Origin of the sequence: Cytobacillus sp. SAFR-174 (assembly GCF_051964675.1) — a bacterium.
Classification (GTDB): Bacteria; Bacillota; Bacilli; order Bacillales; family Cytobacillaceae; genus Cytobacillus.
This window is the reverse complement of the sequence record NZ_JBQCMZ010000023.1, coordinates 28,688-48,901: the sequence shown is the minus strand read 5'-3', so window position 1 is coordinate 48,901 and position 20,214 is coordinate 28,688. Positions and strand designations below refer to the sequence as shown.

At 40.6% G+C, this 20,214-nt stretch carries 22 protein-coding genes; 2 read left to right on the top strand and 20 right to left on the bottom strand.

The genetic code is table 11. The features are described 5' to 3' along the window. Positions 1 to 81 precede the first annotated feature (81 nt). The 5 genes from ACTHRG_RS19685 to ACTHRG_RS19665 all read right to left on the bottom strand — a co-directional run bounded on the left by ACTHRG_RS19685 (position 82) and on the right by ACTHRG_RS19665 (position 4,471). A complete protein-coding gene (locus ACTHRG_RS19685; protein ID WP_440231850.1) occupies positions 82 to 1,143 on the bottom strand; it encodes an NAD(P)H-dependent glycerol-3-phosphate dehydrogenase in 1,062 nt (353 codons plus the stop codon). Between the two features lie 95 nt (positions 1,144 to 1,238). Beyond that, the gene (gene der, locus ACTHRG_RS19680) at positions 1,239 to 2,549 is read right to left on the bottom strand and encodes a ribosome biogenesis GTPase Der (RefSeq protein ID WP_048008162.1); all 1,311 of its coding nucleotides are present in this window, start codon (positions 2,547 to 2,549) and stop codon (positions 1,239 to 1,241) included. 240 nt (positions 2,550 to 2,789) lie between these two features. Further along, entirely contained in the window at positions 2,790 to 2,975 is a 186-nt protein-coding gene (locus ACTHRG_RS19675; protein WP_048008161.1) for a capping complex subunit for YIEGIA, read from the bottom strand. Positions 2,976 to 2,978: 3 nt separating this feature from the next. Further along, on the bottom strand, positions 2,979 to 3,866 hold the full coding sequence (locus ACTHRG_RS19670; RefSeq protein WP_076260456.1) for a YIEGIA family protein: 888 nt from the start codon (positions 3,864 to 3,866) through the stop codon (positions 2,979 to 2,981). After that, complete coding sequence (locus ACTHRG_RS19665) at positions 3,863 to 4,471, bottom strand: YphA family membrane protein (RefSeq protein ID WP_076260453.1); 609 nt, start codon at positions 4,469 to 4,471, stop codon at positions 3,863 to 3,865. The genes ACTHRG_RS19670 and ACTHRG_RS19665 overlap by 4 nt, the downstream gene beginning before the upstream one ends. Before the next feature lie 147 nt (positions 4,472 to 4,618). Between ACTHRG_RS19665 and ACTHRG_RS19660 the strand changes: the two genes are divergently transcribed. Continuing rightward, positions 4,619 to 4,762 (top strand): YpzI family protein, encoded by a 144-nt coding sequence (locus tag ACTHRG_RS19660; RefSeq protein ID WP_076260451.1) that lies wholly within the window; start codon positions 4,619 to 4,621, stop codon positions 4,760 to 4,762. 70 nt (positions 4,763 to 4,832) lie between these two features. On the opposite strand, the gene fni is transcribed toward ACTHRG_RS19660, so the two are convergent. From fni to prsW, 9 genes are all read right to left on the bottom strand, one after another. Continuing rightward, the gene (fni, locus tag ACTHRG_RS19655) at positions 4,833 to 5,894 is read right to left on the bottom strand and encodes a type 2 isopentenyl-diphosphate Delta-isomerase (protein ID WP_076260448.1); all 1,062 of its coding nucleotides are present in this window, start codon (positions 5,892 to 5,894) and stop codon (positions 4,833 to 4,835) included. A 12-nt stretch (positions 5,895 to 5,906) separates the two neighbouring features. Continuing rightward, the gene (gene rpsA, locus ACTHRG_RS19650; RefSeq protein ID WP_076260446.1) at positions 5,907 to 7,046 is read right to left on the bottom strand and encodes a 30S ribosomal protein S1; all 1,140 of its coding nucleotides are present in this window, start codon (positions 7,044 to 7,046) and stop codon (positions 5,907 to 5,909) included. A gap of 254 nt (positions 7,047 to 7,300) precedes the next feature. Continuing rightward, a complete protein-coding gene (locus ACTHRG_RS19645) occupies positions 7,301 to 7,882 on the bottom strand; it encodes a lysophospholipid acyltransferase family protein (RefSeq protein ID WP_076260444.1) in 582 nt (193 codons plus the stop codon). Beyond that, positions 7,879 to 8,559: a (d)CMP kinase gene (gene cmk / locus ACTHRG_RS19640; RefSeq protein ID WP_076260442.1), complete on the bottom strand. Its 681-nt coding sequence runs from the start codon at positions 8,557 to 8,559 to the stop codon at positions 7,879 to 7,881. Before cmk ends, ACTHRG_RS19645 begins: the two co-directional genes overlap by 4 nt. A gap of 167 nt (positions 8,560 to 8,726) precedes the next feature. Next, positions 8,727 to 8,948 carry a YpfB family protein gene (locus ACTHRG_RS19635; RefSeq protein ID WP_440231836.1) on the bottom strand — a complete coding sequence of 74 codons (222 nt, stop codon included), beginning with the start codon at positions 8,946 to 8,948 and terminating at the stop codon, positions 8,727 to 8,729. Between the two features lie 49 nt (positions 8,949 to 8,997). Next, positions 8,998 to 9,657, bottom strand: a complete 660-nt coding sequence (locus ACTHRG_RS19630) for a flagellar brake protein (RefSeq protein WP_076260440.1) — start codon at positions 9,655 to 9,657, stop codon at positions 8,998 to 9,000. A 263-nt stretch (positions 9,658 to 9,920) separates the two neighbouring features. After that, positions 9,921 to 11,270 carry a germination protein YpeB gene (gene ypeB, locus ACTHRG_RS19625; RefSeq protein ID WP_076260437.1) on the bottom strand — a complete coding sequence of 450 codons (1,350 nt, stop codon included), beginning with the start codon at positions 11,268 to 11,270 and terminating at the stop codon, positions 9,921 to 9,923. Between the two features lie 14 nt (positions 11,271 to 11,284). Continuing rightward, entirely contained in the window at positions 11,285 to 12,121 is an 837-nt protein-coding gene (sleB, locus tag ACTHRG_RS19620) for a spore cortex-lytic enzyme (RefSeq protein WP_076260435.1), read from the bottom strand. A gap of 525 nt (positions 12,122 to 12,646) precedes the next feature. Then, positions 12,647 to 13,336, bottom strand: a complete 690-nt coding sequence (prsW, locus tag ACTHRG_RS19615) for a glutamic-type intramembrane protease PrsW (RefSeq protein WP_076260433.1) — start codon at positions 13,334 to 13,336, stop codon at positions 12,647 to 12,649. 132 nt (positions 13,337 to 13,468) lie between these two features. Between prsW and ACTHRG_RS19610 the strand changes: the two genes are divergently transcribed. Beyond that, entirely contained in the window at positions 13,469 to 14,437 is a 969-nt protein-coding gene (locus ACTHRG_RS19610; protein WP_076260430.1) for an asparaginase, read from the top strand. 22 nt (positions 14,438 to 14,459) lie between these two features. Here the strand turns inward: ACTHRG_RS19610 and ACTHRG_RS19605 are convergent, their stop codons facing one another. The 6 genes from ACTHRG_RS19605 to ACTHRG_RS19580 form a co-directional block, all read right to left on the bottom strand. Then, a complete protein-coding gene (locus ACTHRG_RS19605) occupies positions 14,460 to 15,440 on the bottom strand; it encodes a YpdA family putative bacillithiol disulfide reductase (RefSeq protein WP_076260427.1) in 981 nt (326 codons plus the stop codon). Between the two features lie 115 nt (positions 15,441 to 15,555). Continuing rightward, positions 15,556 to 16,830, bottom strand: a complete 1,275-nt coding sequence (locus ACTHRG_RS19600) for a Glu/Leu/Phe/Val family dehydrogenase (RefSeq protein ID WP_076260425.1) — start codon at positions 16,828 to 16,830, stop codon at positions 15,556 to 15,558. Positions 16,831 to 17,220: 390 nt separating this feature from the next. Next, positions 17,221 to 17,802, bottom strand: a complete 582-nt coding sequence (locus tag ACTHRG_RS19595; RefSeq protein WP_076260422.1) for a genetic competence negative regulator — start codon at positions 17,800 to 17,802, stop codon at positions 17,221 to 17,223. A 126-nt stretch (positions 17,803 to 17,928) separates the two neighbouring features. Then, positions 17,929 to 18,834, bottom strand: a complete 906-nt coding sequence (locus tag ACTHRG_RS19590; protein ID WP_076260420.1) for a MerR family transcriptional regulator — start codon at positions 18,832 to 18,834, stop codon at positions 17,929 to 17,931. Between the two features lie 122 nt (positions 18,835 to 18,956). Further along, entirely contained in the window at positions 18,957 to 19,745 is a 789-nt protein-coding gene (locus tag ACTHRG_RS19585; RefSeq protein ID WP_440231835.1) for a metallophosphoesterase, read from the bottom strand. A gap of 28 nt (positions 19,746 to 19,773) precedes the next feature. Further along, positions 19,774 to 20,178 (bottom strand): hypothetical protein, encoded by a 405-nt coding sequence (locus ACTHRG_RS19580; protein WP_076260416.1) that lies wholly within the window; start codon positions 20,176 to 20,178, stop codon positions 19,774 to 19,776. Positions 20,179 to 20,214 lie beyond the last annotated feature (36 nt).

Genomic DNA, 20,214 nt, shown 5'->3' with positions numbered 1-20,214 from the left:
CTAGTTTGCTTCGTTGCATTGTATGCAGGAACCTGCTGTCTCGCATCATCTAATGCCTATATTTTTAAATTTATATAGATATCAGATTTTTTTATTCCCGCTTTGATCTTCCAAAACGTTAGCAAGGTCTTCCATCTCATGTGTTTTCCCTCTTGCCATCAGAAGATCAACAGCATCCTTCGCATTTACATTATTAAAAAGGACATCATACAGAACATTGGTAATAGGCATTTTTACGTCATATTTTTGAGCCAGCTGATGTGCTGCTTTTGTTGTTCTGACACCCTCTACGACCATGCCCATATTATCCAGGACTTCTTGCAGATTATGTCCTTTTCCAAGAAGGTTGCCTGCTCTCCAATTGCGTGAATGGACCGAAGTACATGTAACGATCAAATCCCCGATTCCAGCTAATCCGGAGAAAGTAAGCGGACTTGCCCCTATCTTCATTCCGAGACGGGCAATTTCAGCAAGACCTCTCGTTATCAGAGCTGCCTTTGCATTGTCTCCATAACCTAAGCCATCTGTAATTCCCGCAGCAAGGGCAATAATATTTTTCAAAGCACCGCCAATTTCCACTCCAATGATATCTGGGTTGGTATATACTCTGAAATTGTTATTAATAAACAGATCCTGAATTTTTTCGGCAGCATTCATATTTTTTGATGATACTGTTACAGTTGTCGGATGTCTGAGACTAACTTCTTCCGCATGGCTTGGGCCAGATAGCACAACTACACTGTCCAGAAGATCTCCGGGCATTTCCTCTTCAATCATTTCAGATATCCTGAGAAGTGAATCAGGTTCAATTCCTTTACTTACATGTACAATAGTTATGGGCTCTCTTCTAATTCCCTTGATCTTCCCCATTACTTCACGAATGGCCTTTGTCGGAACTGCCAAAATCAGCGTATCTGTTCCGGTTAAAGCCTCTTCAAGCGATGTGTATCCTTTTATTTCTGCAGGCAGCTGTATCCCTGATAAATATTTTTGATTAGTATGGTGCTTATTAATTTCCTCTATCTGATCAGGATTATGGCCCCAAAGTCTGACATCATGCCCATTATCTGCAAGCACCATCGCCAGGGCAGTACCCCAGCTGCCGGCACCAGCTACAGCTACGCTTTCTTTTTTCCGCTCCATTTGATCACTGCCTTTTAATGTATTTGGATGCATCAAAAATTCATCCGATTCTGCAGCCAGACACATTATAAAGCTATCCGGCCGGAGTTATCGCATTATTTTCTTTCCCTTGCAAATATCTTAATAGGTGTGCCTTCAAAACCAAAAGCGTCCCTGATTCGGTTTTCCAGGAACCTTTCATAAGAAAAATGAAGAAGTTCAGGATCATTGACAAACACAACAAATGTCGGCGGCTTTACAGCAACCTGTGTGGTGTAATAAATTCTGAGGCGTCTTCCTTTATCTGTTGGCGTCGGATTCATTGCAACAGCATCCATGACAACATCATTCAGGACGCTTGTTTCAACACGCAAAGAATGATTTTCACTTGCTGTGTTAATCATTGGAATAAGTGTATGAATACGCTTTTTCGTTTTGGCAGAAAGGAAAACAACAGGTGCATAATCCAGGAATTGAAAATGCTCACGGATATTTTGTTCAAATGCCTTCATTGTTTTCTCATCTTTTTCAACAGCATCCCACTTATTGACAACGATAACAACAGCTCTGCCTGCTTCATGAGCATAACCGGCTATGCGCTTATCCTGTTCAATGATTCCTTCTTCCCCATCAATGACCACCAGGACAACATCGGAACGTTCAATTGCCCTCAAAGCTCTTAGTACACTATATTTTTCTGTTGTTTCATACACTTTCCCTTTTTTTCGCATACCCGCAGTATCAATGATGACATATTCCTGTCCATCCACTTTCACCTTCGAGTCGATTGCATCTCTTGTAGTGCCTGCAATATTGCTGACAATGACCCGTTCTTCGCCAAGCATTGCATTTACAAGGGAGGATTTCCCGACATTCGGACGGCCAATTAATGAAAACTTAATGACATCTTCTCCATATTCACTTTGGCCATGTTTTGGGAAATGCTTGGCAGCTTCATCAAGCAAGTCTCCAAGACCAAGACCATGGGAACCTGAAATCGGAAACGGCTCACCAAAGCCAAGTGCATAAAAGTCATAAATCAAATCCCGCATCTCAGGGTTATCGATTTTATTCACACCAAGAACTACAGGCTTTTTGGCTTTATATAAAATTTTCGCAACTTCTTCATCTGCGCTTGTGACACCCTCTCTTCCGTTCACAAGAAAGACAATGACATCTGCTTCATCTATCGCAATTTCTGCCTGAAGACGAATTTGCTCTAAAAATGGCTCGTCCCCAATATCAATTCCGCCTGTATCAATAATATTAAAATCATGAGTCAGCCATTCTGCAGAACTATAAATTCTGTCCCTGGTCACTCCCGGAATATCTTCGACAATTGATATCCGTTCTCCTACAATTCTGTTAAATATCGTTGATTTTCCAACGTTAGGACGCCCGACAATAGCCAAAACTGGTTTTGCCATGAACATCACCCTTTCGATTCTTTATTCTTAAATTGTTTAACTTTGAGTCTATGTTACAGAAATGCCTGTTACTTAAAGTAAGCATACAGATGGCTGTCCACAATAACACTACATTGATGTTAAAACCATCCAAAGCGCTTTACATTTATAAAATAAACCCTTCTCACAGATAGAAGGGTCTAACTTAGATATTTTAACAAAGAGAAACCTTCACGGCAATGAAAAACTTGGAAACCTCCTTTAATGCTTAACAATTACATATAGTTCTTCTGTTAAGGCATGGGCAATTCCGTCTAGAATTGCTTCAAGATTGGCTGCAATGATTTCCATTTCTTTTTTATCTTCACAATGAAAAACAGCAGTTCCTGAAGGTATCTTGGATGGATTTGTTGTAATTGCAGCCAGTATGTATTTTTCAAGCACCATAAACTAACTTCCTTTCCCGTTCGTTTGCCGTTCAGAAGGCATCCTAATCGCATTTTCGAGTGTCGGGACTGCTTCAATGACTTTTAGGGCTTTATTAATATCCTTTTCCTGGGGCAAAACAAATACTCCTACACGCCCATCATCCAGATCCCTTTTCGCCAGAGGAACAAGCGCAGGAGTCCCGGAATCCCGGTAAACACCCAAAGCCGTAGAAACATCATGCAATATAGCCTGCCTCTGTCCCAGATTGGCAATAGTGGACCGGGCATTGAAATTTTTTGGATTTAAAATAAATCCCATGCCATATCGGAGCACTTCCTCTTGCCTTTCAGGCAAGCCTATATTCATAATGTAAATATTGTCCACATACAAGCCCGCTCCATCAAAACGCGGTTCCATAAATTCAACATCAACAATATCCTTCAGCTTTCCACCCGACATTAATTTCGTGCAAATCAGTATGGCAAGAACGGCTGCCGCAAGACCTCCCCATATATTAAACAGCAGATAGCCTAGAGTACTAAGCAATGATGTGAAGATTACAAGATAATTCCTGCTTTCAAAGGCTATTGCTACACCTTCTATATATGTTTTGCCTCTTGGAACCATTTCATAGCTGTCCAGCTCAGTAAGTGTGTTTCTCTCCATATTTCTGACTTCTCTAAACTGGGATGCTGCAAGAGTCAGAAAGGTGATGGCTGTGAAGTCTTCCTCCATAATTGAAGGAATAGCTACAGTTCCCAGGCCTGCAGCAATGAATCCCAGTGCAACATGTATAATTTTCCCATGCAAATATGTAGGGTATTGACGGTAATCGGTCCGAAGCATATAAATACGGGTCAAGGTTCCTGTTGCCAGACCAAAAAGGATCGGGTACGTGTATTCACTCATGACAATTTTTGTTTCTCCCTTTCAAAATGTTTAAAGTTGGCTTCAATATATTTGACCGTCCAATGTACTGCAATCCATAAAGCAGATATGGAAATTGAAATGCCCATAATATCCAAAAAGGCCAATGACCCAATCGTATACGGAAAGGAAAATGGTTTAAGGATAAAGGCATATAGAAATTCTCCCTGGATTCCCCCGAGCAATATTAACGGCAGCCTGAGCATTCTGTTTTTTTGCAGGAGTACAGCCATATAAACCATAAGGACAGAAAGCATCCATTCCCGGGAAAAAATCACCCAAACAGGATCAAACAGTTCAAAAAGGTGAAATGTGACATAGGCCATCATCAGGATGAATGTGCAAAAAAGGAAATAAAGTTTGCTCAGTTTTTTTAGTCTCCCGGCGTAAATATATAGTGATACAAGCAGAAAAAGTCCAGCGATGCCAATTTCATAATTAAGGATATTAAGTGTCAAGGGTGACAGGATCATTAAACATAAGATCCAGGCAGACAATAAAAACCTGAATTTATTAGTTCGAGCCATAAAAAAAGTCGCCATAATCCAAACCATCCAGGAAATCCAATAAAAAAATAATCCTTCCATCCTCTACCTCCTATCATTTCCATTATGCCTACTTCGTATGTAAATTAACCCTGTAAGTTCAAAAGCTGCGCCTTTAGAATCCCAGATGCCTTTTTTTGCATAATTCTCTTCCGGTCACTTCATCTTAATAACATGGAGGTGTTAAATATGGGCAAAGACAGACAGGAAAGAAAGCTGAAAAATAGCGGAAAAGTGGAGTCCGATCGCGACCAGGCACTTCACTATCCTGGAGCTTCCAAGATGCAGAGTCCCGAAGAAGCCAGATCTCTGAATGATTCGAAATACAGTTAAGAAAAGCTGCTGCGCCTTGCTATGCACTGCAGCCAGAATGAAAAAAATAGCTCTCGTCAAATGACGAGAGCTATTTTTTGATGGTCCGCCTGGAATATGCTTTTGTATCAATTCCGCGTTCATTCAGCCAATGGTGGGTTCTTCCAGATATAATAATAGGAGACTGCTGGAGTTCCGCAATGCTTTTAGCCCCCAAGGCAGTCATGATCATCTTCAATTCAGAATGAATACTGTTAATCTCTTCGATAAGTGCCTCAAGTCCTTCTTTCATCAGGACCTTTAAAAAGAATCCCGCCATCCCAGCAGCTCCTGCACCAAGTGCAATTGCCTTTGCTATTTCATGGCTTGTCCGAATGCCCCCGGAAGCAATAACAGAAACGCCTGCTTTTAAAGATGAAGCTTCTGCAATGGAGACAGCTGTCGGTATTCCCCATTCATCGAAAAACGTTAACAGCCTATCTCTTCTTGCATTTTCAATACGGGAGAAATTTGTTCCTCCAAAACCGCCGATATCAATGCCTGTAACGCCGACGGAAGCAAGCATTGAAGCTGCTTCTTTATTTATGCCAAACCCTACTTCTTTTACTACTATTGGAACTTCGGAATGGGCGACGATATTTTCAATTCTTTCTAATGCACCGCGAAAATCACGGTCCCCTTCCGGCATGGTCAATTCCTGTACAGCATTTAAATGAATTTGCAGTGCATCTGCTTCAATCATATCAACTGCTGCTTTTGCCTGATCGATTGTAGCTTCACTTCCTAAGTTGCCAAAAATAATGCCTCGGGGGTTTTCTCGTCTGACAATCCTGTAGGATTCTGCTTCACTTGGATCCTTAAGTGCAGACATCTGAGACCCTACTGCCATAGCAAGGCCTGTTGATTTGGCAGCCAAGGCGAGATCCCGGTTAATTTGAACCGTTCTTTCTCCTCCGCCTCCTGTCATGGCATTTATAAAAATTGGCGAACTTAATGAAAGTTCGCCAATTGAAGTGCCTAAATCTGCCTGATCCAGAAACGCATCAGGAAGGCTTTGATGTACAAAAGCAACATCCGCTAAACCGGTATTGCTGCTCTGGCCTGTTGCTAAAGCATGCTGGATATGATCCCATTTACGTTTTGATCTGGACACAATTTATCACCATTACTTTTTTAAATTCTTTAGCTGGTCGCCAATCATATCACCAAGCGAGAAGCCTTTTGTTTCTTCAGGAAGTTCATAGTCAGTCACTTCTTCCTGCTCTTTTTCAAGAAGATCTTTAATGCTCAATGACAGACGCTGATCCTGTTCGTTCACATCAAGAACCTTCACTTTCACTTCCTGTCCTTCGCTTAGAACTTCATGTGGAGTTCCGATATGCTTATGAGCAATTTGAGAAATATGGACAAGTCCTTCAACACCAGGGAAAACTTCAACAAATGCTCCGTATGAAACAAGTCTTCTTACTGTTCCATCAAGTGTGCTGCCTTTAGGAGCCTTCTCGCTGATGTTATCCCATGGTCCAGGCAGAGTCTCCTTAATGGATAGTGAAATGCGTTCATTGTCGCGGTCAACGCTTAATACTTTCACTTTTACTTTTTGGCCTTCCTCGACAACATCTGAAGGCTTTTCCACATGCTCATAGGAAAGCTGGGAAATATGAACAAGTCCATCGATTCCGCCGATATCAACAAATGCTCCAAAGTCAGTAATTCTTTGAACTGTTCCATCCAGAATCTGGCCTGCCTGAAGGGACTCCAGCACTTGATGTTTCTGCTTGCCTTTTTCTTCCTCTATTACAGCACGATGCGAAAGAATCAGGCGATTTTTATCTTTATCAAGCTCAACAATTTTAAATGTCATCGTTTTGCCTTTATAGTCAGTAAAATCTTCAACAAAATGAGCTTCAACCAGGGAAGCAGGAACAAATCCGCGAACCCCCAGGTCTACTACTAATCCGCCTTTAACTACATCTTTTATTTCTGCTTCAAAAACTTCACCCTCATTGAATTTCTTTTCGAGAGTTTCCCATGACTTACCGGCATCAACTTTACGCTTTGAAAGAATAAGAGCATCTTCCTCGACTTTTAAAACCTCAAGCTCGAGTTGATCCCCTTCAGATACCGCATCGCCGGCTTTTTCAATGTGCAGGCTTGAAAGCTCGCTGATTGGGATAATCCCATCCAGTTTGCTGTCAGCAAGATCAACGATGACTTGCTTTTCTTCAACCTTGGTAACTTGGCCTTTTACCTTGTCACCCACCTCAAAATTTTTAACTTCTACTTGATTCATTTCTTCTGACATATGTATTCCTCCTTAATCCAATGGCTGCTTTCAAATTTTTAATCTGTATTCAACTGCCTGCCATCCAGGCAAGAACCCTGTGTCAGCAGCAGAAATACTCGAATGGCTAATTATTTGCAGGCTATTTTTCAACTGTTTTTGATTATAAAATTGTTCAGTAAAGGAAAGCCTTATTTTTCGAATATTTTCGCCTTTTAAAAAAATGCCTTTTTACTAACTTCTTACAAAAGAAGTTTTTTGTCAAGCAAGAAGGTCTAAGAGTAATCTTCAATTAATTTACGGATTTCAGACATAATCATATCGGTGGTTTCCTCCGCTGATGCCTTTCTTTCTCTGAGCTCTTTCATATTAATTGGTTTCCCGTAAACAACTTTTAATTTTGAAAAAGCTTTATAAGGACCAATAATGGCGCAAGGAACAACATGCGCTTCCGATCTGAGAGCAAAAAAACCTGCTCCGGCCAGCCCTTTTCCCAGCTGTCCCGTTTTACTCCTAGTACCCTCCGGAAACAGACCTAAAACATTTCCTTCTTTTAGAATTCCAAGACCTTTTCTTAATGCTTCCCTGTCACTCATTCCTCTTTTGACAGGAAAAGCATTTAGATGGGGAACAATTTTCCCGAGGACCGGAACATTAAAAAGCTCTTCTTTGGCCATAAAATATACTGGCCTTGGTGCATTAATGCCGACTACGGGAGGATCCAGATTATCTATATGATTAGAGCAAAGGAGAACTCCGCCTTCTTCCGGAAAGTTCTCCTTTCCGATTACTTCAAATCTGTAAATGGGTTTTAGTACTCCATAGACTGCCGCTTTGGCAAAAGCGTAGAGATTCACTTAGAACCAATCCTTTCAATAGCCAGATCCATTATCCTGTCGACTACCTGCCCAATTGACAAGGATGTTGTATCAATCTCTTTTGCATCAGCCGCTTTTCTTAATGGAGCTATTTCACGTTCAGAATCCAGCTTGTCCCTAAGAGAGATTTCCTCTTTCAGCTTGTCCAGGTCAGATGAATATCCCTTTTGGATATTTTCGTTATGCCGCCTAAGAGCTCTTTCATCGACAGAAGCCAGAAGGAAAACCTTCACTTCTGCATGGGGCAGGACATGTGTTCCGATATCCCTGCCATCCATTACCACTCCTCCATTTAAAGCAAAGCTTTGCTGGCGCGAAACCATTTCTTCCCTAACCAGCTTATGCATGGAGACAACGGAAACAGAATTTGTCACTTCAGAAGTCCTGATTTCATTTGTCACATCCTGGCCGTCCATATAAATTAGCTGCCCTTTTTCACCTGGCTGCAGTTCAATAACTGTATTGTTTAAAATCTCCATAAGAGAGGCTTCATCTTCAAGGCTTGCATTTTTCTGAATTGCTTTATAAGTCAAGGCTCGATACATGGCACCAGTATCAATATATATGTAAGATAATTTCTCCGCCACGATCTTTGCTACTGTACTTTTCCCTGCAGCAGCTGGGCCGTCAATTGCGATTGATATACGTTTACTCATAGTTCCTCCTGTGTAACCCTGGCCGCTTTTTCCCCAGGTTTATTCCGCTTTATTTTAACATAAGAAGTCTGCTTCAGTGCATAAATAAGCTGTATTTTAAGTCTTACAAATTTTTAAAAGCAGTCTTTAAAAATTTCACCACAAAAAAATAAGCAGGCGCCTGCCTGCTAATTATTTTTCCTGAAAGTTTCAAGCAGCTCAGTAAAATTCTGATCTGTGACACCTTCATACTGTGTCAGCTGCTTTAATTCCGGAAAAGCATCCATATGATGAAAGAAAAATTGAGTGATCAGCAGGAAAACAAATTGCACAATTATTAACTTAAGAATAATCCTCTCTACCGTTTTCATCATTGCCATCTCTCCAACTGAAATATAAAATTTAGCCATAGACTTCACCATCTATTATGAGAGATGAATATAAAAAATATTCCTTTATTCATTTTTCCAGGCCTTTTTTCTTCATGGCCAATTGCCTATCGAAACAAAATCGCAGAAGCATTTGCCTATCCTGCGGGGTTATATCCATGAACTGTACAGAAATAAGCGATATACCATTTCTTGGTTCAGAAACTCTTATTACTTTACTTTTAAGCTTCAAATAATAATTTACACCGTTTTGCATGGCTAATACGAAATAAGTAAGTATTTGCATATTGGCTTTTAAGGAATTGTCCATCTTAGCGATGATTGCAGCCCCGCCTGCACTTATATCATCCGTAACGGATACAAAAGGAGTAAACTCTTTATTTACCGCATGGATTGCAACATCAACAGGTGTTTCAACCCGTACAAACTGCCGCCTTTGAATTTTCACTAAATGTTCATCCCCGGGATATGATAAAATCATCATCGGGATTTTTTGCTTAACTCTTCCGAGAACCTCGCTTTCGAAAAGGTATACTGTTCCATCATCAGCCAAAAAGGTAGCCTTCAGCTGAGTACCATCGACCAGAAATGCAGTTTTATTCGTTTCCTGATTTATTGGATAATCAATATATAGGTTATTTCCTTCTCTTTCGGCAAGCTTGCATTTATAATTCTCAGGTTTTTCAGAGTACGTCAATTCGAGCATCAATGCTTCACCAATATTTATCACACTTCCACACTTCCCCATAATAAAAGGATAATCTTGTCATTTAATTATGAACGCTATATAAGAATCCTGCAATAACATTTTTATTTCTTTATAGGCAAAAAGACTCAGTTATTTTGAATAGATTACTGTTCTTCACCTCTCAATGCTGTCCGTCGATTTTCCGCTCAAGGCTGCTCGCTTCAATCAATTCTGCAAAAAAAATACAAAAATCAACAAACCTTCGAAAATAGCCAAATAAAAAAAGAAAGCCTATCCGGCTTTCTCTACACTACATCTTCATATATTGGTTCTGCATTCTTAAGCTTTTCTACTTTTTCTTCCTGTCCAGTTTCTGCATTTATATAAATCCTGTAGGTATCTTCACCCAGTGTGCCCATAAATTCATAACAGGAAACTTCCTGATTCAAATCGTTAATAATTATTGCACGCCTGTCTTCCATGACCTTCAGCTGCGGATTCACCCTGGATCTTGCCTCTTCTGCAGTAATTGCAGGCTCAGGAATTTCACGCTGGTGATGAGATTTTAAATAATCCTCAGCAGAAAAAGCAGTCATGCTGCCATTGTCAAGCGCAATTTTCACACGAATGGAGTCTGGATAAATTCTTACACCATCCTGATTCGACACGAAGGTGAATACCCCTAAATTGTCATATTGGGCACTTTCGAATAAATCCAGGTCTTTAAAACCATTGTCCTTAAGAAATTTAACTGCATTATTGCTTGCTTCATTAAGACTTACTTTTTGTTTCGCCACTTTCCGGTCGAGGATAAACCAGATTGGATAGCCGCCTTTTTTGGTAATATCCATGTTTGCTTCTTCATTTGTTTTCTTGTTTTGGATACTTACACTGAAAAACCCGTAATCAGATCCTTTGCCGTTTTCCGTTACTCTGATATTCACATTCTTTCCCAAACCTGCATAATGCTGACCAATACGTGCAGCTTCTTTTTCTGTTATTTCTTTGCCCTTCAGATATTTGTAGTTTTCATCCTTTTTCTGCATATTTACAAATGCAGGCCCAAAGTCTGTCTCTCCATAGCCTTCAACTGTTTTTTCCACTGTTTTAAAGCCATCTATGATTGTATTATCTGCAGGTTCTTTATTGGACGCGAGAGCCATTTCCACATCCATCCACCTTAAGTTTTTTTCAAGAACCATATGCTGTACTTTACGTAAATCCTGCTGAACATCCGCAGATTGCTTATAAAGCTGTTTGAGCGTTTGGTATTCCTTTTCCGATAATGGCTCCTTCTCTAAGTCTCTTACTGCTGTCCGATAACTGAAATCTCCGATATTGGATAGAAACTCTTCGGTTTTATTGAAAGGAAGAAGTGTCAGAGGCAGCTGGCCTACATCCGAGTGGGCTTCTGAAGTCAATCTCCATACTTCTGCCAATTCAGGTGATAGTGAAGCTCTCGAATTCATCGCTAACGTTGTTCCGATTTTGTCATGCAATAGATCGACTTGATAAGTTAAATCATGAAATGCTCTTTGATAATTATTTTCAGCATTAATGAGGATTGCATTTTTCTCCCGGTGTTCCTGATAACCCCAAAACGCTGTACCGGCAACACCCAGCGCAAGTACCCCAATAAGAATTCCTCTAAGCATGATTATTCACCCCTCTATTTACAGAATATATGTTTTCCAATCCGCTTGATTTGCGGCCGTGTCCAAATCCATCCGCTTGTAGCGGTATCCGGATTAAAATAATACAGCGCCTCTCCTGTCGGATCCCATCCATTAATCGCATCCAGCACTGCTTTTTTTGCCGTCTCATTCGGCGTTAGCCATATCTGGCCATCGGCAACGGCAGTAAAAGCACGAGGCTCAAAAATAACACCAGAAACAGTATTTGGGAATGAAGCACTGTTTACACGGTTTAAGATAACTGCAGCAACTGCCACCTGGCCTGTATAAGGTTCTCCTCTTGATTCTCCATAGACTGCATTGGCCATTAGCTGAATATCATTTTCCGAGAATCCATTAGGGACATTTGAAGCAGTGGGCTGTTTGGGAGCTTCCTGCTGCTGTGCTGTTCCCCCCGTTGACCCTTGCTGAGGCTTAGTCTGCTTTTCAGTTTCCACCCCGCCATAATGGGTAAATTTATTGCCCTTATTGATTTGTTCTTTCACATATTGTTCATTATATTTAGATGCTTTCACGAGCTTGTTTTTTGTTTCCTGGCCTGCAAGCCCGTCAATGGGAAGTCCAAATTCATATTGGAAGTTCCTAAGTGCCCAATAGGTTCCCCACCCAAAGACTCCATCAATCTTCCCATTGTAAAAGCCTAGATACTGCAGTCGGGATTGAAGTTCTATTACATCGTCACCTACAGCCCCGTGCTGAATCACCTGATTTGAAAAGGCATTGGCTTTTTCCATATTCCCGCTCAATGGAATTCCCAGAACACAAAGGGAGATTATGAGTAACACCTTTCCAGCCATAAATTTCTTTTTCATGGATTATAACCTCCAAAAGTCAATCTTTTATCATTGACCCTATTTTTTGTAGTCCCTGGCTTTTTATTCAATAACTTGAATCATTTATTAAGGTTGCCGGCAAATAAGAAAAGCGCAAGCGCCTTGCCCACCCCCGACAAGCACAAGACGAGCCTCCTGGAAAGGCGTTCTTTGCCTTTTTGGGAGGATTGCCCGAAATGCGGAGGCGACTGCTCTTTCAAAGAACGCAGACTAAGAGCGCCACGTCCTGTGGCAACGTCTGCATGACCCGCATCCTCCCAAAAGCTGTAGCTTTTGGTCGTGCGATGTTTATGCTGACGAAGCCTTCCTTGTCCTGCGGGCCTCAGGCATAAGACGGTTCCTGTAAGAAGGCGTATTTCCTTCTGGAAGGAAACGGCTTATGATCCCGAGTCCCTAGGAGCCGAAACAAGACAAGCTTGTGACATCGAGGGGGTAGGCGCTGGAGCTAGACAGTTATCTAACTTCAGAATTTATACATTCTTATCTTTATAAAAAAACCCTCCATCAGGAATGGAGAGTTTTCTGTATTTCAAATTGATTATTCATATGCCTTACGCTATGAGCCCTTGCTTTTTTTACTTTTCTTAAGCCCAGCCACCAAAGGAAGATCATAAAAGGAAACATGATAAAGATCCAATGTTTTAGGGAAATAAGGATATAGTCGTAAATACCGTGGAGGAGAAAAGGTATAAAAAGTGAAAAGGCTATCCATTTTCTTGTAGATGTTGCCGAGAATTTTCCTTTTCCTATATAATAGCCCATGATAACACCGAAGAGAGCATGACTGGAAACCGGGAGCAAGGCCCTCCCAAGTGCGTGTTCCACCCCTAGCCCGATGAGATAGAAGATATTTTCTGCAGTAGCAAAGCCGAGTGATACAGAGGCACCATACACAATTCCATCATATGGTTCATCAAAGGTTATATGCTGATAAATAGTATAGAATAATATAAACCATTTAAAGAACTCTTCAAGCATGCTTGATGATAGAAAAGCATCCGCAAAACTGGACTGGAGCACCCCTTCAGCTTCTAAAACATATTGAATGAACATGATGGGGAACACAAGCAAGGCACCAAACAAAAAAGTTTTAAAAACCATTGATATGGGTTCTGACTCATATTGATCTTTTAAATAAAAATAACTTAATAGTGCCAGTCCCGGCGCGATGCCAGCGGATAATATTCCCAGCATGAGCTGTCCTCTTTTCAATCTGTTTTCTTAATCGTATCATGATATAGAGAGAATTAAAATGATTATTCAAATATTGGAAAAGAAATATTTCACTTCATATTTATTTTTCAAAGCGAAAATTGGGGGATTCACATGGAGAAAAAAAAGATACTTGTTATACACACAGGAGGCACCATTTCAATGAGCGAGGATGCAGCAACAGGTGCCGTAAAACCAACAGATAATAATCCATTAACTGAAAAAACAAAAGAACTGCTGTCCCTTGCAGAATTACTGGTTGAAGAGCCATTCCACCTTCCTTCACCGCATATTACGCCAAAGGAAATGCTTAAATTAAAGGAAATCATTGAAAACAGCCTTGCAAAGGAAGAGATTAGCGGCGTAGTGATTACCCATGGAACTGATACATTAGAAGAGACAGCCTACTTTTTGGACTTAAGTGTGAAAACATCCCTTCCGATCGTTGTTACAGGTGCAATGAGATCGAGTAATGAAATCGGTTCAGACGGACTTTACAACCTCATTTCTTCTATTCGTGTGGCTGCATGTGAAGAAGCAAAAGACAAAGGGGTCCTAGTCGTTTTAAATGATGAAATCCATACAGCAGAAAATGTTACAAAAACACATACGAGTAATGTCTCTACTTTCCAGAGCCCTCAGTATGGGCCAATTGGAATAGTCACAAAGAGAGGTGTATTATTCCATAACACGCCGACAAATAGAGAATACTACCCAATGGATACAGTTGAAAAAAAAGTCACACTCATTAAAGCTTTTGCCGGAATGGATTCTTCTTTGCTTCATGCGATAGGGAACTTAGATTTCGATGGTGTTGTTATCGAAGCACTTGGACAAGGCAATCTGCCTCCGGCCACAATTGAGGGCATTAAAGCCCTTACTGAAAAAAACATTCCGATTGTATTGGTTTCCCGCTGCTTCAATGGAATTGCACAAGATGTTTATGGTTATGACGGAGGCGGAAAACACCTCAAGGACATGGGGGTTATATTTTCAAATGGGCTTAATGGACAAAAAGCCAGGATTAAACTGTTAATAGGACTGGAAACACAGCAAAATATCGAAGAGATTTTTCAAATATAATTAAAAGGCTGATCTGAAATGATCAGCCTTTGCAGTTTCCGCTCTCTTTTTCAATTATTGCTTTTGCTATTTGTCCGCCGTGAAATCTTCCATTTTCAATAAAAATTTCGTTAGCATTATTTCCGGCAGCTATTACACCTGCAATAAATATTCCAGGGACATTCGTTTCCATTGTTTCAGGGTTAAAGTGAGGGCGCCCGGTTTCATCATTAATTTGAATCCCCATATTTCTTAAAAATCCGTGATCAGGATGATAACCAGTCATGGCAAACACAAAATCGTTCTTAATGTCAAAGGTTTTACCATCCACTGAATATAATAGCTTGTTTTCACTAATTTCTTTCACATGTGCATTGAATTCCATTTTAATGACGCCATTTCTCACTAAAGCCTCAAACTCAGGCAGAATCCAGGGCTTTATGCTTGGTGAATATTCTGTTCCACGATATATCACCGTAACTCTTGCTCCTGCTTTTACCAGTTCAATTGCTGCATCAACGCTTGAGTTCTTCCCTCCGATAACTGCTACGTCTTTATCAAAGAATGGGTGAGCTTCTTTGAAATAGTGAAATACCTTTGAAAGATCCTCACCGGGAACTTCCATGAAATTGGGATTATCATAATAACCTGTAGCAATTATGACGTTATTGACTGTATAAGCCCCCTTATCAGTTTGTACTTCAAATGCTTCGGAATGATTTTTTACTACATTTAGAACTTTTTCGTAAGCATTGATCTTAATGCCCTTCCTTTTCACCACTTCCCGGTAATACGTTAGCGCCTGGTTTCTCTTAGGCTTGTAATTTTCCGTTATGAAGGGCACCCCGCCGATTTCGAGCTTCTCACTTGTGCTGAAGAAAGTCTGGTGTGTCGGGTAGTTGTATATTGCATTTACGATATTGCCCTTTTCGATAACAAGGGGGTTTTTTCCAGCTTCCTGAAGGGCTATGGCAGCTGCCAGTCCGCAGGGCCCTCCCCCAACAATAATAGCGTCTATATTCAAGATTCTCACTCCTTAAATGCCAAAAACAAGTATTTCATGCTGCTGTTTATAAAAAATCTCCCATCAGTTTATGATAGGAGATTTTTTATGATTATTCAAATGTGAAGATTTACAGTTAAATCCACCCGCGGAATCTTGAAGCTTCCGCCATTTTTCTGACACCTACCATATAGGCAGCCAGACGCATATCGACACGGCGTGTTTGGGATGTCTGATAGATATTATCGAATGACTTAACCATGACTTTCTCAAGCTTTTCTTCTACTTCTTCTTCAGTCCAGTAATATCCCTGATTATTTTGAACCCATTCGAAATAGGATACTGTTACACCGCCGGCAGAAGCCAGTACATCAGGGACAAGCAGGATTCCCCGCTCAGACAGAATCCGTGTTGCTTCCAAAGTAGTTGGACCGTTAGCCGCCTCCACTACAATGCCAGCTCTTATGTTAGGTGCATTTTCTTCTGTTATCTGGTTTTCTATGGCTGCCGGGACCAGAATATCGCAATCAAGTTCAAGCAGCTCTTTATTTGAAATTGTATCATTAAACAATTTTGTCACAGTGCCAAAGCTGTCACGGCGATCCAAGAGATAATCAATATCAAGGCCGTTCGGATCATATAAACCGCCATAAGCATCTGAAATACCAACAACCTTTGCACCTGCATCATGCATAAACTTTGAGAGGAAACTTCCAGCGTTTCCGAATCCCTGAACAACAACTCTTGCACCTTCAAGGTTGATGCCTTTTTTCTTGGCAGCTTCCCGAATGCAAATTGTAACCCCTTTAGCTGTTGCTGATTCCCGTCCATGGGAACCCCCAAGTACAAGTGGTTTACCGGTAATAAAGCCTGGGGAATTAAATTCATCAATCCGGCTGTATTCATCCATCATCCATGCCATGATCTGCGAGTTGGTAAATACATCAGGCGCAGGAATATCCTTAGTAGGACCTACAATTTGACTGATTGCCCGAACATATCCGCGGCTTAACCGCTCTAACTCACCGAAGGACATATCGCGCGGGTCACAAACGATTCCGCCTTTACCTCCGCCATATGGAAGATCTACAATTCCGCATTTCAAGCTCATCCAAATTGACAGTGCCTTTACTTCCTTTTCAGTTACATTCGGGTGAAAACGAATACCGCCTTTAGTAGGACCAACAGCATCATTATGCTGGGCCCGGTAGCCAGTAAAGACTTTTACTGTTCCGTCATCCATCCGTACAGGAATTTTCACTGTCATCATACGAATTGGCTCTTTAAGAAGCTCATAAACCTCATCAGAATAACCCAGCTTCCCTAAAGCCTTATGTATGACCGTTTGAGTCGACTTTAAAACGTCCAATTTTTCAGCTTTATTTGAATCAGTACCTTTCTCGGCTACCATTTGTAAACCTCCTAGAAAAATCACTTTCATTAGTTGTCCGCTTCCATGGAATAGTATACACCTTTGCCTAATTTATGCAAGAAGAATAATACAGTTTTCCGCATTTTTTGATATTTTTATGAAAACGCTATCAGCGTTGATATTAAAGGGAATTTTCTGTTTACTCCCAGTACTCCTTTTCCCGCTGAAGAGCAATAGAAACATCCTGTTTCCTTTTGTAAAGTAAAAGCTTTATATATGATATTATTGCAGCTGTTTGACTATATTTGGTTTACCCAATTTTTATATAATTCATGAGCTATTAATCCAGATTCGTTGCTGGATGCAGCAAATGCATATTGCAAAAGAGTGACCTGCATAAAAAAAAGAGGTTGGATCCCCTCTTCCACATTAAGAGAAATATTCCACCAGCTTTTTTACAGCATCGGCTTCAATCAGCACTTTCCCATATTCCTGAATAACGTGAATGCTTGTAAAAGCTGAATCACCGTACTCAGCTAAAATGGCAATTACCCGGTGAATATTTTTTTCCCCCTCCAAATCTCTTGCATGATAAAAATACTTTTCTTTATAATAGTACAGGCTTCCTTCCTCAATCTGCACGCTGTTCAGACTTCTTGCCATTTGAATTACATCTTCAAAATCCCGGAATTCGAATAATATATCTTCACTGCCATCAACAGTTACCTGCATTTCAATAAAACCATCCTCAAGGAGCTCTTCATCCATCTGCTCCTCCATTGTAACAATCATCACCATTCCCTGTGCCTGCATGGAGAATATTTCCACTGCAACTGAGCCATGAATGTCTACACCGAATTCTTCACTTGCTTCTTCCAGCATTTCATGAAAAAGCTGATGCCATTTTAATGAATCCTTCAAGACATCTTCCTTAGTCAGTCCCCTATCATTCAAGTCATCTAAAGTGAGAAAGATTTTAATTTTATTATAATTCAATCGTTCTAAGCGCATGGTAAGCCCCCTGACCTGAACCAACTCTTTGGTTTAGTGTATGATATATTGCTTAGTTTGTGAGTCGTCTTTTTTTCTGTGACTAAAAAAAGAAAAGACCCGGCAATTTACCGCCAGATCATTTGTTTATAGGAGCCGTTCTTTAATCCACTCTTCCCATTCTTGCGGAGAACTGCCGGGTATAAACTGTTTATAATTCATTTTTTCTTCATTACTTAGTGAATCAATGCCGAATCCCCCAATGCCTACATGGATGTTTCCATAAGTCCCCGTAAGTCGCTCTGAAAGTTTAAGGGTTTCCGGCACGTTGGACTTCATTGTACACGACAGAAATAAAAACTTGGGTTTAACCACTTCAATTACAGTGTCAATATCTTCATCAGCTATGCTTGTCCCAAGGTAAACAACCTCAAATCCTCTTCTCCGCAGAAACAACGTAAAAATTAAAAGTCCTAATTCGTGAGCTTCTCCAGGGCCGCAAACTGCGACCACCTTTGGCAGAACCCCGTTATGCGGAAAGGAATGCAGAATCATCCCTATTCTTGATCTTAATATGGACGAGGCAAAGTGCTCATGAGCACTGGTAATTTTCCCCTCCTCCCATAGGTGTCCAATTTTCACTAAAAGAGAGCCTAGTATATCAATTAAGACTTTATCTATTGTGTAAAAACTAAAAGCCTGATTAATCAAATCATGCGCTTTCGATTCATTAAAATGAAGGAGAGCTTCAAGAAGCTCATTGGCGAGGGCACCCGACCGGTCTCCTTCCTTATCCATCTGAAGCGGCTCGGCATTTAATTCCTTGTTCTCCAGAAGGGAAACAGCCTGGCTGATGGAAAAGCCCTGATCTACTTTCCTGATCAGCCATTTTAATATTTTGATATGCTCTTCGTTGTATAGTCTATGGCCGGATTCATTTCTCTTTGGAGCAACGATTTGATATCGCCTTTCCCACGCCCTTAAGGTTCCTGGCTGAATGCCGAGCATCTTAGAAACAGCCTTAATATTATATTTACCTTCTTCAGTTGCCATGCTAAAGCCCTCCCTTCAATGCTAATTAGCAAATATCGCTGGACAGCGATTAAATTTCAAAATTTATACCTACTTAAAAAGTATAAAAACGACCGTAAGAATTGTAAAATCTGGATGTGTTTTCATTTTGAAGATAAGATATCAGCTTTTTTTAAGGTGATGAAGTGTGTTTCAGACTTTGCCCCCAGCCTCAAAGGCACTCCAGTCGTTCCATAGCCGTTGCTGATCAGAATTGTTGTTTGCGGCAGCACTTCTATCCGTCCCTTTTCATAAGGGCTATACCCCAAAATATGTATTTGGCCCCCATGCGTATGCCCGCTTAAGACAAGGTGAATATTTTGTTCTTTTTCTATACTATTAATGATTCTTGGATCATGGCTGACAAGAACCCGAAAACCATCAGAGCCTGCATCCTTAAGTGCAAGGTCGAGCCGATGCCTCTCTTTGCTGAGATCATCTGTTCCCAGCAGAATAAAACGCTCACCTTCCGATGATTCAAAGGAGAGGGCAGTGTTATCAAGAATTTTCACTCCGCATTCGAGGAGGAGGGCGTCGAGCTGATGGTAATCCACTTCATAATCATTATTCCCCCACACGAAATAGACAGGCCCGCATTCCTTCAAACTCAGCAGGTTTTTCTTTACTCTATCAAAAGGAACTCCTTTTTCCAAGAGATCGCCGCCGATAATCACCAGATCAGGCTTCTTCTCTTTTATCTTCCCGATTATGGTTTCTGATACTGTCCTCTTATGAATATCAGAAATAAAAAAAAGCTTTATTTCACCAAAGCTTTCAGGAAATTCAGGAAAAGAAAGCTCTTTATATATAATTCTATCTGCAAAAGCCTCCCTAAGCATAAACAATAGTAAACCTGCACCGCCAATTAAGGCTAAAGCTATTAAGTATATCATAAATCCTCCTGCCATCAATCGCCTTTACTCAATCACCAGCAAAATTGATTTTCTTGAAATCTAAAGAAATAATACCATAGATTGCTGAAAAACAGAAAAGGGCAAACGCTTCCCATGGCGAAAGGACTGACAAAGTAAAAAAGCATACCATCAGCAATAAGATCACAACAGCCCCAAACAAAGCATTCCTTTCTTTCAATGACTTGATATTTTTAAAAACTCCGGCAGTCCATTCGATGATCATCCTAATGATTTCTGCGTTGGCTATAAAGGAGATAAGAAAAAAAGTCATTCCCAGGACAAAGCCTGCCGGCTCGAGCACAAAAATAACAATCATATCTGAAATGCCCATGGGAATAGACACCGGAAAAAATTTAATATATAAAATGCCGCCAATAAAGCCTGTCACCAGCTTCAGCAAAATAATAAACAATAAAAATCCCTCCCATACAGAGTGTATGAGAAGGAT

Excerpts from the sequence above, each read along its gene's own strand:
- ACTHRG_RS19685 (WP_440231850.1), bottom strand. The coding sequence starts at position 1,143 with ATGGAGCGGAAAAAAGAAAGCGTAGCTGTAGCTGGTGCCGGCAGCTGG.
- der (WP_048008162.1), bottom strand. The coding sequence starts at position 2,549 with ATGGCAAAACCAGTTTTGGCTATTGTCGGGCGTCCTAACGTTGGAAAA.
- ACTHRG_RS19675 (WP_048008161.1), bottom strand. The coding sequence starts at position 2,975 with ATGGTGCTTGAAAAATACATACTGGCTGCAATTACAACAAATCCATCC.
- ACTHRG_RS19670 (WP_076260456.1), bottom strand. The coding sequence starts at position 3,866 with ATGAGTGAATACACGTACCCGATCCTTTTTGGTCTGGCAACAGGAACC.
- ACTHRG_RS19665 (WP_076260453.1), bottom strand. The coding sequence starts at position 4,471 with ATGGAAGGATTATTTTTTTATTGGATTTCCTGGATGGTTTGGATTATG.
- ACTHRG_RS19660 (WP_076260451.1), top strand. The coding sequence starts at position 4,619 with ATGGGCAAAGACAGACAGGAAAGAAAGCTGAAAAATAGCGGAAAAGTG.
- rpsA (WP_076260446.1), bottom strand. The coding sequence starts at position 7,046 with ATGTCAGAAGAAATGAATCAAGTAGAAGTTAAAAATTTTGAGGTGGGT.
- cmk (WP_076260442.1), bottom strand. The coding sequence starts at position 8,559 with ATGAGTAAACGTATATCAATCGCAATTGACGGCCCAGCTGCTGCAGGG.
- ACTHRG_RS19635 (WP_440231836.1), bottom strand. The coding sequence starts at position 8,948 with ATGGCTAAATTTTATATTTCAGTTGGAGAGATGGCAATGATGAAAACG.
- ypeB (WP_076260437.1), bottom strand. The coding sequence starts at position 11,270 with ATGCTTAGAGGAATTCTTATTGGGGTACTTGCGCTGGGTGTTGCCGGT.
- sleB (WP_076260435.1), bottom strand. The coding sequence starts at position 12,121 with ATGAAAAAGAAATTTATGGCTGGAAAGGTGTTACTCATAATCTCCCTT.
- prsW (WP_076260433.1), bottom strand. The coding sequence starts at position 13,336 with ATGCTGGGAATATTATCCGCTGGCATCGCGCCGGGACTGGCACTATTA.
- ACTHRG_RS19610 (WP_076260430.1), top strand. The coding sequence starts at position 13,469 with ATGGAGAAAAAAAAGATACTTGTTATACACACAGGAGGCACCATTTCA.
- ACTHRG_RS19600 (WP_076260425.1), bottom strand. The coding sequence starts at position 16,830 with ATGGTAGCCGAGAAAGGTACTGATTCAAATAAAGCTGAAAAATTGGAC.
- ACTHRG_RS19595 (WP_076260422.1), bottom strand. The coding sequence starts at position 17,802 with ATGCGCTTAGAACGATTGAATTATAATAAAATTAAAATCTTTCTCACT.
- ACTHRG_RS19590 (WP_076260420.1), bottom strand. The coding sequence starts at position 18,834 with ATGGCAACTGAAGAAGGTAAATATAATATTAAGGCTGTTTCTAAGATG.
- ACTHRG_RS19585 (WP_440231835.1), bottom strand. The coding sequence starts at position 19,745 with ATGATATACTTAATAGCTTTAGCCTTAATTGGCGGTGCAGGTTTACTA.